Genomic DNA, 14,829 nt, shown 5'->3' with positions numbered 1-14,829 from the left:
TTCATTTTGCCCATGCGATAATTTGCGACCATCTATCTTTTGGCCTATAAGTACTTCTAAATTTTGCATACGCAAAAGTAGGAAAATAAAGCGAGAAATGTCGCCTATCCTGTGAAATAGTTGGTAATAATAAACATTTGTTATTTGTGTTTGGGATTAAACTGGTTATTGTTTACAAATTACTTTTGCAGCCAAGATGGGTATTAAAAAGAAATTATTTTCAGCAGCATTATTTTTTTCCTGTTGCATTATTATCATTTCTCTTTGCAGTTGGGGATTTTATGCGCATCAAACTGCTACACAGCTTGCTGTGTATAAAATGCCTGCATGCGTACGCCGGTTTTTCTTTTCCAACATGGATACGGTGGCGCTTACGTCCATCCGTCCCGACCAACGGCGCTCCAGCGACAGGAATGAAGGCCCGAAGCATTTTATTGATATTGAAAATTATGGTAACGGCGCTATGCTGAATATGCCGCGGGACGTGCAACCTGCCGTTGAAAAATATACCTGGGATACCTTAAAAAAATATGGCTATGTGCCTTACCAGGTTTTAATTGAATACGATTCGCTGGTAAATGCTTTAAAAAGAAAAAATGCTGACAGTATTGTTTTTTATGCAGTTGACCTGGCGCATTATATTGAAGACGCCTGTGTGCCACTGCACACAACCAATAATTATGATGGACAGCTTACCGGCCAGAAAGGGATACATGCTTTATGGGAGTCAGCCATTCCCGAGCTTGCGTTGAGCCATTATAATTTATATTCAAAACATAAGGCAGCATATATAAAAGATAAAGGCGAAACCATCTGGACGGCTGTGAGAAGAGCGCATGCTTTATTGCCCGAAATATTTGAGAAAGAAAAAGAAGTGGCCAAAAATTTTCCTGACAATTCCAAATATGAGGAACGTATGTATTACGGCAGGAAAACTAAAGTTTATACCGATGCCTTTGCCAAACAATATGCTGCTGCCTTAACTACCACCATAAACGACCAGTTGAATTATTCTGCTGATCTTGTTGCCGATTTCTGGTATTCTGCCTGGGTGGATGCCGGCAAGCCAAACCTGAAACACCTTTATAAATTTAACCGCACCGAAAGAAAAGGTTTGCGCAAAGAATTGAGGGATTATAGAAAAAACGATTTGCCGGAGGATAGTTTGCTGAGAGCGAAAAAGGAGCAGTAAATTTATTTGCTAACTTTGATTATTACAATTCAAGTATATGATTGCAATTCCCGGCACATATCAAAATGGAAACATCACCCTCGACAAAGAATTTAATTCAACACCTCTTCTTTGCTGAAACTTTATCACCGGGAAACAGGAACATCTGAAATTGAAAACCTCTTTTCAGGCTTTGAAATCGAAATTATTTTTATTTCTGAAATAACCCGCGTAGAATTTTATTCTGCTGTTTGGAAGAAAGTAAGAAGTCTGGAAATCTCAGAAACAGCTGCTGTTAATACCTTAAGATTGTATGAATCAGACTTTGAAAAGTATGTTTTTGTTATAACAAGCCCTTCTATTATTGAGCAAGCGAAAAACTTTGTAAATAAATGAAAACAAGGTTTACGTACTTTAAGACAGCATTCTGTTATCAACTGCCGTATCGCTGATGAATCACGCAGATTTGTTTAAAACCAATGATAGATTACTTCAAACTTTTTTTGAAGCCGAAAGACTACCGGTTGGCCCTGCTTCAAAATAAATTTCATTCGTACAAGTTTGTTTTTTTAATGGCCTCATGAAACGCCCCGATGTACATTCCCCTGTGTGTTGAATACATTTTACATGGGCGTTTCATTTTCCTTTTTGTGGCGGCTTGTTATTTTGATCCCGGTTATTCCCTTGCTGCTGCGGCCGTGGTTTACCTGGTTTTTGCTGCGGATGCGGCGGCCTTTGCTGCTGAACCTTTTGCTGTGGCAGCATATCCTGCTTCTGTCCCTTTTGATATGGCGGGTATTTCACCTGCTCATGCTTCCGCTGCTGTCTTTGTTTTTCCTTATTGCGTTGCGTGGTCTTCTCAAGATTGCTTAGGGTTAAATGCCCCACCACATCTACAAAGCTGTGCTCTGTTTCTTTGGCCGCAGCCAGCTCCACGGGCTGCAGGTCATCCACTTTTATGCCCCTGGCGTTCAGTTGCTTAATTTCCTTTACGCGGCGTATAGTTAAAGGGTAATGCTTTGCGCCACCCTGTAAAATGTACCACATCAGGTTTTTAAAAATGTCTTTTTTAATTAATATGGCTGTGCCCTTTACCGTTTCCAGCGTATCGGCATTGTCGGGAAAATATTGCAAGGCATCAAGATAGGTATCCAGCTCATAGTTCAGGCAGCATTTAAGCCGGCCGCACTGGCCGCTTAGTTTGGTTTGGTTAATGGAAAGGTTCTGGTAACGGGCTGCGGTGGTGGTAACGCTTTTAAAATCGGTAAGCCAGGTAGAACAGCAAAGCTCCCTGCCGCAACTGCCAATGCCACCCACTTTGGCAGCGCCCTGCCGAATGCCTACCTGCCGCATTTCAATCTTCAGTTTAAATTCGCCGGCATATTGCTTTATCAGCTCACGAAAATCAACCCGGTCATCGGCAGTATAAAAAAATGTAGCTTTTTTACCATCGGCCTGAATCTCCACCTCGATCAGCTTCATATCCAGGTTCAGGTTTTTGGCAATGATGCGGCTTTTCATCAGCGCCTCTTTTTCGCGGGCCTTGTTTTTTTCAAACAATTCCAGGTCGCGTTCACTGCTGGGGCGCAGCAATTTTTTCATATCAATCCCAAACTCGCTGATGTTTTTCTTTTTCAGCTGCAGCCGTACCAGTTCGCCGGTCAGGCTCACTTCGCCCACGTCAAAACCGTTCACGCCCTCTACCGTAACCATGTCGCCCTTTTCAAAATATTGCAGGCTGGCATTCCGGTAATAATCTTTGCGGCTGCCCTGGTTAAAGCTCACTTCCACAATTTTGCAGGCGCTGTCTGCATCGCTTATCGGCAGGTTCCAGAGCCAGTCGTGCACATTCATACGGTTGCAACTGCCGGTACTGCAACCGCCATTGCTTTTGCATCCATTCGGTTTACCGGTGCCACAATTGCCACATCCCATGTATAGGTTCAGTTAAACAAGTCAGATAATAAATTATTCGGATGAATTTTTTAGGTGGCCGGCCATGGAATGCTACCAGGCACGGTTGCGTCGCATCACTTCAACTGCATGAATGCTGTTGAAATGCAGTGTTTATATCTAAGAAACGTTTCAAAATTGTATAACGTTTATATTGGTAAACCCTTTTGCATTTAAACCCGTTGCCGGTATATATTCTCCGGCCGCAGTGTGCGACGTAACCGTGATGACCCGTTTTCCTCTGCCGGTACCACAAGCCCCATCCTTTTTATGCATAGCAAATATTAAAAATATTTGCTATGCTAAGGCGTTAAAATTAAGGCATTGTTTCGTATAAGATGATATAATTTAATGGTTAGTGCGTGAAAAAGCATTTTGGCGTTGGCGTTGCGCTCTATGTAATATATGGCTTTATTCAATTCTTCTATTATGGCCTGCTGGTGATTTACCGGGGCAAATTTGTTGAGGCGTTCTGCGAAATCCTTTTCGCTGTCAGCAATGGAAACCGGAGGATTATCGCCGGCAAAACATAGCCGTATGCTTTGCTGCAGCAGGTGCATGAAATACAGCAAAAACTGTTTTTGTTTTTCGCGGCCCAGCTTGCTGATTTCTTCTATCCATTTCACCTGTGCGGCAGGCCCGTTTTTTAATATGGCGTTCAGCCATTCGCGCAGCAGGCTCTGCCAGTCTTCAGATGCATTTTGCAGCAACTGCAGGGCTTCGCGGTAATTACCCTGCGATATGGCAGCGGTTTGTTGCGCCGCAACCATTTCAATATTACCGCGTTTCACCAGTGCCCCGGCAATATCGCTGGTATCAGGCGCATTGATTTTTACCAACTGGCAGCGGCTGAGGATGGTGGGCAGAATGAGGTCTTCATTTTCGGCAACCAATATAAATAAGGTATTAGCAGGCGGCTCTTCTATTAATTTTAAAAGCTTGTTGCCTTCTTTGCCCAGGTATTCCGGCATCCACATTATCAGCACTTTATGCCCGCTTTCAAAGCTTTTCAGGCTCAGTTTCCGGATGATGTCGTTACATTCCTCCGCTGTAATATTGCCCTGTTTATTTTCTGCGCCAATGAACTGCAGCCAGTCATATACATTGCCGTAGGGCATCTGGCCGATAAATTCCCGCCATTCTTCCGCATAATCGGTGCTGACGGGTTTATCGCCTGATTTTTTGGGAATTACCGGGTAAGAAAAATGAATATCGGGATGAATGTAATTACGGGCTTTTGAAAAACCCGGCTGCTTTTGCATGAAAGCGTCGGCTGCTTCCGGCGTTTTTGGGAAAGCGGGCTTAACATTTTCTGCCTCTCCAAACAGAGAAACCTCCTCCCGGCCTCCTCCGGTGGTGGAGTTTGGCAGGAGGCTGATATATGCAGCAAAAGCCAAGGCCAATGGCAAAGCGCCGCTGCCTTCTTTGCCAAGAAAAAGCAGGGCGTGGCTCAGGCGGTTTTGTTCCACCATTTCCAGTAAATGCCGCTTGGTGGGCTGCTGGCCGATAATGTCTGCAAAAAGCATAAAGCGAAGATAAGGGTGCGGGTGAAAAATATTGGGAAGCATATTTTTTTGCCAGGCAACCTTTCTTTTCTGTTTAGCTATTCTTCAATAATTTATTTTACCCTGCTTTAAAACGGGGCCACATGAATAAAACCGCCGCTTCTCTGCTAATGCCGGCTTTGCTTGTAATAAATGTTCAATTAAAAGCCCAGGCTGAAACGCCACCATCAACAAATGCACAAATAAATACCTTGTTTGCTAAAAAAGAATGGCCTGGCGGCGCACCCTTGAAATGTTCGTAGAACGCGAAAGTGCTATATATACCTGAAAGATTTTTCGCTGTCGAATTATACTGTAACGATCGCCTGATTTATCCTTATACCACTTAATATAACCTGCACATTGCCGGATTTCGGCAATGTGTTTTTTTTATCCTCCTGCCGGTATGCATTCGGTTTTTATAAACCGGCAACCAGCATAAACATTCAATAATCATTGCACAGGAACGCAGGGCAATATCACCTGTTCTTTCCTTCCAGCTTATCACAATACTCAACAGTGCCAACCCGGAATTTAACAGGAAACCCAATTGCTTTTTGAACCTGTAATTCTTTACTGCAGAAAAAAGGTAACTGCTTTGCATAAAAATTACCTGGCAATTGCACCGGTGCAATTGCTTGCTTCATTGAAAAGATAAAATGCCGGATGGAATCGGCTGAACTAATTCTTTGCTTTAACGGGCCATTCACATCCTGTGCATGCAATGCAGAGGATGCGAGCAGCAATTTAACAGTAAATGCAAGTGATGTTTTATTTTTCGAAAGCATATTTGCGCTAAATTAAGTATTGTAATTACTTTGCAGTGCTAAATTCAGATTTAAACTTTACCCGGAAAAGCATGGCATTAAGTCAATCATTACAGCAAAAATTATTGCAAAGGTTATCGCCGCAGCAAATTCAACTGATGAAATTGTTGCAGATACCAACAGCTAACCTTGATGAGAGAATTAAAGAAGAGCTTGAAGAAAATCCCGCATTGGAAGTAGGCGAAGAAGGCCGTGAAGATGATTTTGAAGAACACGAGCATAATAGTGAAGACTTTGAACAGGCTGGCGATGAGGAATATGATGGCAGCGAAGATGAATATGACAATATTGATATTTCAGAATACGTGAGCGATGGTGATGATGAAATTGCCGACTATAAATTGCGTGACGATAACTATGGTGATAATGAAGAACAAAAAACGGTTCCGTTAAGGGTTGAAACCACATTGCACGATATACTGGTGGACCAGTTAGGCATGCTATCGCTTGATGAAAGAAAATTAAAAATTGCAGAGCAGATCGTAGGCAGTGTGGACGACGATGGCTATTTGCGCCGCGAACTTTCTTCCATTGTAGATGACCTTGCCTTCAGGCAAAATATAGATTCTAACGAAACTGAGGTAGAAGATCTCATAAAGCTCATACAGCAATTCGATCCGCCGGGCGTATGCGCAAGAAACCTGCAGGAATGCCTGATGCTGCAATTGCTGCGCCAGCAGGCAGAAGGCCGCGATGTTGCCCTGTCTATAGAAGTTGTTGAAAAATATTTTGATGAATTTACCAAAAAACATTACGAAAAAATACAGCGCGGGCTTAATATTTCAGATGAGGAATTGAAAGAGGTTATCAACCTTATTTTAAAATTAAATCCGAGGCCGGGCGGCAATGTGGGGGAAATAAATAAGGCGGAAAGTTATATCATACCCGATTTCTTTATTATTAATAATGCAGGCAAATTAGAGCTTACCCTTAATTCAAAAAATGCACCTGACCTGCGCATCAGCGAGGGCTATCGCGATATGCTGAAAGAGTATGACCGCGGCAGCAAAAAAGACAAGCGGCAAAAGGAAGCCGTAATGTTCATTAAGCAAAAAATTGATTCGGCTAAATGGTTTATTGATATGATAAAGCAAAGGCAAAACACTTTGCTCAGCACTATGGACGCCATTATGCATTACCAAAAAGACTTTTTTCTTACCGGCGATGAAACCACCCTTAAGCCAATGATCTTAAAAGACATTGCAGAAATTACCGGGCTGGATATATCTACCGTAAGCCGCGTTGCAAACAGCAAATTTGTACAAACAGAATTTGGCACTTACAGGCTTAAATTTTTCTTCAGCGAATCTTTAAGCACCGATAGCGGCGAAGAGGTAAGCACCCGGGAAGTGAAAAAAATACTGAGCGACCTGGTGGAAGCCGAAAGCAAAAAGAAGCCGCTTAGCGATGAACGTTTAACAGAGCTGCTGCAGGAGAAAGGTTATAATATTGCAAGGCGCACCGTTGCCAAATACCGTGAGCAGCTTAACATTCCGGTGGCACGCTTGCGCAAGGAATTATAGAATAAACAGCGTTAAACTTTAATTGCATATATGGTGGGGCAAAGCCTGGATTATAAAGGAGAAATGTATCAATCAGCGGCATTAAAAATCCCTGCAAAAATTATCTCCTACCTTTTGCATCCCTTGTTTATACCAAGCTATATTTTCTTCTGGTTAACGCAGCGGTTTCCCGTTCAGTTTAATGACATAACGGCTGCGGGCCTAACCTTAAAAACCATCAGTGTTTTTTTGAATGCAAGTTTCTTTCCTGCATTTGCCGTATTCCTTTTATGGCGGCTTAAATTTATTGAAAGCATATTCCTTCGCACACAAAAAGACCGCATTGTTCCTTATATCATCACCATGATATTTTACTGGTGGCTCTGGTATTTAAGCAGGAATTTCACCGACCAGCCGGATGTATTAAAGTTCTTTTATTTCGGCATCTTTCTTAATACGGTTTTTGGCCTCGTTATTAATAACTTCATTAAAATAAGCATGCACGCAATGGGTGCAGGCACCCTGTTGGCATTTATCATTCTAACCTGTGCCCGGTATCAGATTTTTTTAGGTACAGATATTATAATTGCTACATTTTTAGGTGGCCTCATTTGTACAGCCCGCCTTCTGCTTAACCAGCATTCTTCCGCAGAAATTTATGCGGGATTAATTGTAGGGGCACTATGCCAGTTGTTAGGTTTGTGGATTGTATTGTGAAAGCTGCACGCTGTTAGCCTCAGGCTGCAAGCATAAACAATGTTACTTGCAGCTAACAGCTTGAGGCTTGTAACTTTCTTACAAATGCCCATGCCTGTACAAATCGAAAAGCACGGCAATAAGGTTAAACGTAAAATGAAACACAACGCCATACCATATTGTTCCAAAACGCTGGCGCATGATGCCTGTGAAAATGCCAAAGGGCACCAGCCAGAACAATGAAATAAAACTAAGGTGCATCATGCCAAATGCAAAACCTGTTACGGTTATAACCAACCTTTCGTTCAAAAAAGCATTGAGATAATTGTACAATATGCCGCGAAAGGCAAGCTCTTCAATTATAGCCGGGTTAAGTGCTATGGAATAGATCATAATAGCCACCGGCATGCTGTAAATACGGTAAAGATGATAGTACGTAATATCTGTTCTGAAAAATGAATAATTCATTTTGGCAACAACGGTATTGATTACTACGGACGCGATTATGGCAAGAGAGATGCAGCCGCCTAACCGAGCTATATTAAAATTATTGAATGTAAGCAGCGGTTTAATTTGCTCATAATTTCTATATACGTGAAACAAAGTAAATGCGGCGAGAAATATTTCAACCCAAAATAAACGGCCATAAATATTAAACCAGTCTGTAAACTGCACCTGCAGGCAAACAAATAAATACACAATAAAGAAAATAAAGGCCGACCTTAAATTGCGGTTATTAAAAATTGTGATGCGTGTATTTTCTGCATGAAGACAGGCGCCGCAGGCAGGGCAAAAACGGTGATGTTTCTTTACATTGCCGTTGCAGGCTTCGCAATAATATGCATCCTTGGTTCCGGCTGTTATCATTTTTTTTACAAATCTTCTTTAAATGAATTAATGCGATATGCGCCTTGCAAGCCCCTTAATATTACCATCAGCAAAGCCAGGCAAATTAAAATGCCGCTAATGCCGCGCAGTGTTGTAACAGCAATGGCAATGTTTCTGAAAATATTAATGAACGAAAAAGCAGTAAGTATGATAAAAGCGGTGAGCAATGCAGGAAAAGGGTTTTTACGGCTCCAGAAAGCCAGTGAAAAAAATAATCCTGAAAGCAATAACGCCATTGTCATTACAATGTATTTGCCGGCGCTTTCTGCAAAAATGAAAAAAAATCCCAGCGATAAAAACGATGCCATTACATACAAAACAACCCTTGCTGCCAGCACTGCATTTTTTTCTTTAAGCAGATATATCTTCTGTTGCCGAATATGCCGGTTATGTGTGCGGCCCGCATATTTGTTTTGCAAAGATTGCCCGCAACAGGTGCAGTATAAAAACCCGGTTTCGTTTACATAATTGCAGTGGCTGCAAATTAAGGCGGAAGGCTTTGCACATGCCGGCTGAGGCTTCAGAGCATTGATCTTTTCAAGGTATAATATGTTCTTTGCAGTAAGCATGCTTTTAGATAACGAATCTAAATCAAAAAAAATGTCTGTGCCGTTAGGGATGGTTTTATATGACTATAACATTTCGTTTTTAAAAAAAAGTGAAAGCCTTTGCCAATATGTAAACTGTATTGAACTTTGTGCTCTAATAAAGAAAATTTATGCGTGCTGCTAAGCTGCCTTATTTTGAAAGAGTGCTGCTATTCGCGTTCTTCTTTTCTTTCGGCATATTATTTTATCGCTGTCTTTTTACATTAAGCCTGAATTATACTTTTTTCCTCTGGAATTTATTAATAGCTTTTGTGCCATACATAATAAGCAAGCGGCTTTCAACATGTAAAACCTTAAATGCAAAAGCGCTTTTTCTGCTTACTTTATGGCTGTTGTTTTTTCCTGGCTGTATTTATCTTTTTACCGATATGCTGCAAATGCATGAAACCAATTTCCCGATAATATATGATGTATGCATGTTTTTGTCGTTTGCTGCTACAGGCATGCTGCCGGGCTTAATGTCATTAAAAAAAGTGGAAACATTTTTAAGCCATCATATTTCAGGCCTTTTTGTTAAGCTGTCTATACTGTTATCCATTTTTTTAAGCAGCTATAATATTGTTTTGGTTAGGTTCCTGCACTTAAAAAGCTGGAACATAGTGGCCGATTGTAAGAGAATGCTTCATGCATCCGAAAAAGACATTCTGTTCCCGGAAAGTAATATGCATACCTGGATAAGCATATTTATACTTGTGCTTTTAATAGACCTTGTTTATGCAGGCTTCAAACAATTGAACCGCTTTGAAAGGGTTAGAATAATATAAACCGGGCTTTGTATCTTTGCCGCTGAAACGGCAGAATATGAAGAAGCTGGCTTTTGTTTTATTGATCGTATTATTTTTCCTTTTACAGACAACCGCGGTTAAAGCCCAATGTTCTATTTGTACAAAAACGGCTTCCCAGCTCGGGGAAAAACAGGGCAGCGGCTTAAATGCCGGCATTATTTATTTAATGCTTACACCGCTTGCAATCGGCAGTTTTATCGGTTATCGCTGGTGGAGAAGCGAGCAGTCGCTTAAAAGCGCTAATACGGAGAAATAGTAATCAAAAATTTTCTATAAGCCGGTATGCTGCAATCGCTTTTTGCAAACCGTTTTCCAAATTTACCTGTAGCTTTTGCATTAATATCCTTTATCTTTTTGTTCTATTAAAAATAAGCCAGTTACTTTCTAAGTAGGGTTCAATGTTTATTTTTGCCTTTGTGCTATGACGAATTTTATTCCGATATTTCCTCTTGAGATTGTAGTTTACCCGGGCGAACAACTTAACCTGCATATTTTTGAAGACAGGTATAAGCAATTGGTAGCTGAATGTTTTAAGGAGAAAAAAATGTTTGGCATTCCGCCTGTTTTAAAAAATAAGATTGCCGAAACAGGTACCCTGGTGCGCATAACGGAAGTTGTAAAGCAATATGCTGATGGAAAAATGGATATTAAAACTGAAGGCATAAGCCTGTTCCGGGTGCTGGAAGTAATTAATTCTATACCCGCCAAATTATATAGCGGGGCTATTGTAAAACATTTGCAGCATGATGAGGATGGTGTAAGCCGGCATGTGCAAAAAATAGTGGGTGCCATGCGGGAACTGCACCGGCTGCTGGGCGTACAAAAAAATTTCAATAAGCCTGATGACACATTGAAGAGCTATGATATTGCCCACCATTCGGCGCTTTCATTGGAGGAGGAGTATGAGCTTTTGTGCTTGCTGCGCGAAGACCAGCGGATGGAATATTTGCGCCGCCATCTGCAAAAAACCATCCCTGTGGTGGCTGGCATAGAAAACCTTAAAAAGAAAATTCAGCTAAACGGGCATTTTAAAGAACTAAAAGGCTTTGATTTTAATTTCGGCAAATAGCAATTATGAAAACTACGCTCTGCTTCGATTTTGGTAATACGCGCCTTAAATGTGCCGTGTTCAATAATAAGGAAATATCGAAAGTAATAACACTTGAAGATGACAGCATTGCTGCAATAGAAAAAATTATTGCCGAAGAAAAGCCCGGAAGATCAATATTGTCATCTGTAATCAATCATAATCCCGAAATAGAAACCCTGCTTGATGCAAAAACAAAATTTCACAAGCTTAGCGAAAAATCAAAACTGCCTTTTACCATACCGGTGGGCAAACCGGAAACGGTGGGCGCTGACAGGCTGGCGCTGGTAGCGGCAGCGGTTTATTTTTATCCTAAACAACATAATCTTATTATTGGTTTAGGCTCCTGCATTACCTACAATTTTGTAAATAAGTTTCATGAATTTTTAGGGGGTGCTATTTCTCCAGGGCTTAATATGCGTTTTAGAGCCATGAACCAGTTTACCGCCAGGCTGCCTTTGGAAACTGCCAGCTCCAACTTTCCGCTTATTGGCTACGATACCGCCACTAACCTGCAAAGCGGCGTTATTTTAGGAATGGCAAAGGAGATGGATGGCTGTATTGACGAGTATAATCTTAGATATAGCAACTTTAACGTGCATTTAACCGGAGGAGATATGGGCTTTTTTGTACCTCTTATCAAAAACAAGATATTTGCAGACTCTCATTTAATGTTTAATGGTTTGTATGCACTTAGTGAAACCAATGGCTAAATATTGTTTTCCTTGTTTTTTTCTTGTTGCTATGCAGTATTTATTTAGCCGGAAACTCTCCATTTTCCAGATATGGAACTGGAGAGTTTTATTTACAAGGTGAAGCATGATTTATAAATTACCTTATATAAAATTCATCAAAGCAGCCTGTATAGCCGGCTGTTTTTTTTTGTATGCCTGCCACAACGATTACCAGCAGGTGCAAAACCTGGCCACAAAAAAAATTCCAACTGATACGGCAACAAATGTTCTAAGCTATTTTAGCCAGAACGGGCTTACAAAAGCAAAACTTACTTCGCCTTTAATGACGATGCTACAGGCCGATACGCCTAAAACCGAATTTCCCAAAACTCTTCATGTGGACTTTTACGACAGTGTAAAGCTGCAAAGCAAACTGTTTGCAAAATATGGTTTGTACTATTCCAATAAACATTTGGTATTTTTAAGGGACAGCGTGATCGTATTTAATATGGAGGGCGATACGCTGCGCAGCGAAGAATTATGGTGGGATCAGGAAAGAGAACTTATTTATACCAATAAAGATGTGCACATTCGCAAGCCCGATGAAAAAATTGACGGAACAGGGCTTACTGCCAACCAGAATTTCTCAAGCTGGACCATTACAAATGCCAAAGGCCCCATCAGCGTGCCTGACAGCACTTTACCATCGAACTAACTTATAAGGCAATGCCACACTGAAGATGAAAAATGCTATAATTCGCTTAACACATTTAAACATTTTAATGCTTAATGCTATGCATCCCGTTAGTAAAGGAGCGTGTACGCGATGGGTGTATTTCAATTTCCGCAGGTGGGTGTCTCACCATAGCCGTCAACTTAAGCCCAAAGGGCTTGAATTTGAATAGCCGTGAGCGAAACTCACGGTAAAAATGTTGATGTTTTTGTTGAACCCGCGCAGCGGATTCAATATCAAAACCGTTTCATTTGCCCACCAGTTGCACCGATGGCTATTTAAATTAAACCCCATTCGGGGTCTTTTATTAATCGTGTTTCTCCTAAGTTGACGGCTATGGTGTCTCACCGACCGGAGTGCCGCGCATGAAGCGAAAATCTAAAATGCACCCTATGCGATTTATTTAAAAATGTAAACAAATGCTTTATACATTTGAAAAAATGATTGCATGAAATTCTTTCTAACCTTATTTGCTGCTTCTGGTTTGTTGTTTTGCAGCGGCCAGCAAAATTCAGTGCTTAATAAAAAAGCGCTGGTTTATACCACCGCCCGGAATACAGATTATCGCATAAGCCTTACCGACAGCCTGCACTTCACACATATAGGCCAGCCTTTTGAAACACAGGTTTGCATATTTGTGGATACACGCACCAAATTTCAAAAACTCATTGGCATTGGCGGCGCCTTAACCGATGCTTCGGCCGAAACTTTTTATAAAATACCGCAGGCAAGCCGGCAGGAATTATTGAAAGCCTATTATGATACGATAGAAGGCATTGGCTACAATTTTGGCAGAACGACCATAAACAGCAGCGACTTTAGCAGCGATACCTACAATTATGTTGAAGACAACGATAAGGATCTGAAAACATTCAATGTAGCGCACGATGAAAAATATAAAATCCCTTTTATAAAAGAAGTGCAGCAAGCGGCCAATGGCAATTTTAAATTATTCGTTTCGCCCTGGAGCCCGCCGGCATGGATGAAAGACAATAACGACATGCTGCATGGCGGCAAGCTGAAAAATGATTTTAAGCAAAGCTGGGCTAATTATTACGTGAAGTTTATAAAAACCTATGAATCAAAAAATATCCCGGTTTGGGGCTTATCTGTTCAGAATGAGCCGATGGCAAAACAAACCTGGGAATCCTGCATTTATACGGCCGAAGAGGAGCGTGATTTCATAAAAAACTATCTCGGCCCCATGCTTGCCAAAAATGGCCTGGGCAATAAAAACCTTATTTGCTGGGACCATAACCGCGACCTTATTTACCAGCGCGCCGGCACTATTTTAAATGACCGCGATGCTGCGAAATATGTTTGGGGCATTGGCTTTCACTGGTACGAAACCTGGACCGGCAGCGCCATGCAGTTTCAGAATGTAAGGCTTACAGGCGAAGCTTTCCCTTCAAAATATTTAATTTTTACTGAAGGCTGCGTGGAAAATTCGACCTTTCCAAAATATACAACTGGGCCCTGGGTGAACGCTACGGCACATCTATGCTCAACGATTTTAATTGCGGCACTGTGGCCTGGACCGACTGGAATATTTTGCTGGATGAGACTGGAGGTCCCAATCATGCGGGTAATTTTTGCTTTGCACCTATTCACGCCGATACAAAAACCGGTAAGCTTATGTACACCAACAGCTATTATTATATCGGGCAGTTCTCTAAATTCATTCGCCCCGGCGCACAGCGTGTGGGTGCTGCCAGCAACCGGGATAAACTGCAAACCACGGCCTTCATTAATCCCGATGGTAAACTTGCTGTTGTGGTGCTGAATACTTCAGACAGTGAGATGAAGTATGATTTATGGATTGATGGCGAAGCTGCGGAAACAACCAGCCTGCCGCATTCCATCAGCACCTTAATTGTTCAATAATCTTTCGATCTTTCTGCTAATTAAATCCTGGAGATATATTTCTTAAAACAAAAGACCACAGTGATTTTCTGTGATCTTTTTAAAAAACAGGAAAGCCTGCAAACTTATATAAACAAATAAACTTTTATTGCCGTTGTTGCTGTGAAAAGTGGAGATGCCAGGAAAAACTTAGTTGCCTGCGGTAGCCTGGTTTGCTGTAAGCGGCTCAATCTTTACTTTGGCAATGCCGCGGTTAACAATCTTTAACTGTTTTGCGCCTGTTAAGGTAAGATCAAGCACCCTTCCTTTTTCATTCATCCTGGGGTGCATCCTGTCGTTAATGCGAACGATAATGGACTTGCCGGTCAGGATATTTGTTACTTTAACCCAGGTATTCAATGCAAACATATTGCTGGCAGCAGTAAGATCGCTATGATGAAAAACTTCGCCGGTTGCCGTTAAATTACCTTCAAACTGGTTTGCGTAATAAGTAGCCAA

The 14,829-nt window shown here is 41.4% G+C and carries 16 protein-coding genes and 1 pseudogene; 11 read left to right on the top strand and 6 right to left on the bottom strand.

Features of this window, described 5'->3' with window-relative positions; translation table 11 throughout:
• Nucleotides 1-319: 319 nt before the first annotated feature.
• Together QM629_RS15935 and QM629_RS15930 are read left to right on the top strand one after the other, a co-directional pair.
• On the top strand, nucleotides 320-1,192 hold the full coding sequence (locus QM629_RS15935; protein WP_415160882.1) for a zinc dependent phospholipase C family protein: 873 nt from the start codon (nucleotides 320-322) through the stop codon (nucleotides 1,190-1,192).
• 111 nt (nucleotides 1,193-1,303) lie between these two features.
• Nucleotides 1,304-1,567: a type II toxin-antitoxin system VapC family toxin gene (locus QM629_RS15930; RefSeq protein WP_415160881.1), complete on the top strand. Its 264-nt coding sequence runs from the start codon at nucleotides 1,304-1,306 to the stop codon at nucleotides 1,565-1,567.
• 240 nt (nucleotides 1,568-1,807) lie between these two features.
• On the opposite strand, the gene QM629_RS15925 is transcribed toward QM629_RS15930, so the two are convergent.
• The 3 genes from QM629_RS15925 to QM629_RS15915 form a co-directional block, all read right to left on the bottom strand.
• Nucleotides 1,808-3,106: a PSP1 domain-containing protein gene (locus tag QM629_RS15925; RefSeq protein ID WP_415160880.1), complete on the bottom strand. Its 1,299-nt coding sequence runs from the start codon at nucleotides 3,104-3,106 to the stop codon at nucleotides 1,808-1,810.
• A gap of 320 nt (nucleotides 3,107-3,426) precedes the next feature.
• On the bottom strand, nucleotides 3,427-4,692 hold the full coding sequence (locus QM629_RS15920; protein ID WP_415160879.1) for an ATP-binding protein: 1,266 nt from the start codon (nucleotides 4,690-4,692) through the stop codon (nucleotides 3,427-3,429).
• A 455-nt stretch (nucleotides 4,693-5,147) separates the two neighbouring features.
• Nucleotides 5,148-5,456 carry a hypothetical protein gene (locus QM629_RS15915; RefSeq protein ID WP_415160878.1) on the bottom strand — a complete coding sequence of 103 codons (309 nt, stop codon included), beginning with the start codon at nucleotides 5,454-5,456 and terminating at the stop codon, nucleotides 5,148-5,150.
• 137 nt (nucleotides 5,457-5,593) lie between these two features.
• On the opposite strand from QM629_RS15915, the gene rpoN reads away from it, so the two are divergent.
• A complete protein-coding gene (gene rpoN / locus QM629_RS15910; RefSeq protein ID WP_415160884.1) occupies nucleotides 5,594-7,018 on the top strand; it encodes an RNA polymerase factor sigma-54 in 1,425 nt (474 codons plus the stop codon).
• A gap of 30 nt (nucleotides 7,019-7,048) precedes the next feature.
• Nucleotides 7,049-7,714 (top strand): hypothetical protein, encoded by a 666-nt coding sequence (locus QM629_RS15905; protein ID WP_415160877.1) that lies wholly within the window; start codon nucleotides 7,049-7,051, stop codon nucleotides 7,712-7,714.
• A 78-nt stretch (nucleotides 7,715-7,792) separates the two neighbouring features.
• Here QM629_RS15905 and QM629_RS15900 read toward each other — a convergent pair whose 3' ends face one another.
• Nucleotides 7,793-8,560: a type II CAAX prenyl endopeptidase Rce1 family protein gene (locus QM629_RS15900; protein WP_415160876.1), complete on the bottom strand. Its 768-nt coding sequence runs from the start codon at nucleotides 8,558-8,560 to the stop codon at nucleotides 7,793-7,795.
• 5 nt (nucleotides 8,561-8,565) lie between these two features.
• The gene (locus QM629_RS15895; protein ID WP_415160875.1) at nucleotides 8,566-9,000 is read right to left on the bottom strand and encodes a hypothetical protein; all 435 of its coding nucleotides are present in this window, start codon (nucleotides 8,998-9,000) and stop codon (nucleotides 8,566-8,568) included.
• 299 nt (nucleotides 9,001-9,299) lie between these two features.
• On the opposite strand from QM629_RS15895, the gene QM629_RS15890 reads away from it, so the two are divergent.
• The 7 genes and pseudogenes from QM629_RS15890 to QM629_RS15860 all read left to right on the top strand — a co-directional run bounded on the left by QM629_RS15890 (nucleotide 9,300) and on the right by QM629_RS15860 (nucleotide 14,352).
• Nucleotides 9,300-9,953, top strand: a complete 654-nt coding sequence (locus tag QM629_RS15890; RefSeq protein WP_415160874.1) for a DUF1361 domain-containing protein — start codon at nucleotides 9,300-9,302, stop codon at nucleotides 9,951-9,953.
• Nucleotides 9,954-9,990: 37 nt separating this feature from the next.
• Nucleotides 9,991-10,230: a hypothetical protein gene (locus QM629_RS15885; protein ID WP_415160873.1), complete on the top strand. Its 240-nt coding sequence runs from the start codon at nucleotides 9,991-9,993 to the stop codon at nucleotides 10,228-10,230.
• Nucleotides 10,231-10,395: 165 nt separating this feature from the next.
• A complete protein-coding gene (locus tag QM629_RS15880) occupies nucleotides 10,396-11,043 on the top strand; it encodes an LON peptidase substrate-binding domain-containing protein (RefSeq protein WP_415160872.1) in 648 nt (215 codons plus the stop codon).
• Between the two features lie 5 nt (nucleotides 11,044-11,048).
• Entirely contained in the window at nucleotides 11,049-11,774 is a 726-nt protein-coding gene (locus QM629_RS15875; RefSeq protein ID WP_415160871.1) for a type III pantothenate kinase, read from the top strand.
• A gap of 106 nt (nucleotides 11,775-11,880) precedes the next feature.
• Nucleotides 11,881-12,450 carry an LPS export ABC transporter periplasmic protein LptC gene (lptC, locus tag QM629_RS15870; RefSeq protein WP_415160870.1) on the top strand — a complete coding sequence of 190 codons (570 nt, stop codon included), beginning with the start codon at nucleotides 11,881-11,883 and terminating at the stop codon, nucleotides 12,448-12,450.
• 466 nt (nucleotides 12,451-12,916) lie between these two features.
• Nucleotides 12,917-14,091, top strand: a pseudogene (locus QM629_RS15865) (glycoside hydrolase family 30 protein); the annotation flags it as partial.
• A 12-nt stretch (nucleotides 14,092-14,103) separates the two neighbouring features.
• Nucleotides 14,104-14,352, top strand: coding sequence for a glycoside hydrolase family 30 beta sandwich domain-containing protein (locus QM629_RS15860; RefSeq protein WP_415160883.1), 249 nt, complete (start codon nucleotides 14,104-14,106; stop codon nucleotides 14,350-14,352).
• A gap of 168 nt (nucleotides 14,353-14,520) precedes the next feature.
• Here QM629_RS15860 and QM629_RS15855 read toward each other — a convergent pair whose 3' ends face one another.
• A complete protein-coding gene (locus QM629_RS15855) occupies nucleotides 14,521-14,829 on the bottom strand; it encodes a septal ring lytic transglycosylase RlpA family protein (RefSeq protein WP_415160869.1) in 309 nt (102 codons plus the stop codon).

It is taken from the genome of Parafilimonas sp. (assembly GCF_047606085.1).
Classification (GTDB): Bacteria; Bacteroidota; Bacteroidia; order Chitinophagales; family Chitinophagaceae; genus Parafilimonas.
This window is presented reverse-complemented; position numbering and strand designations above follow the sequence as displayed.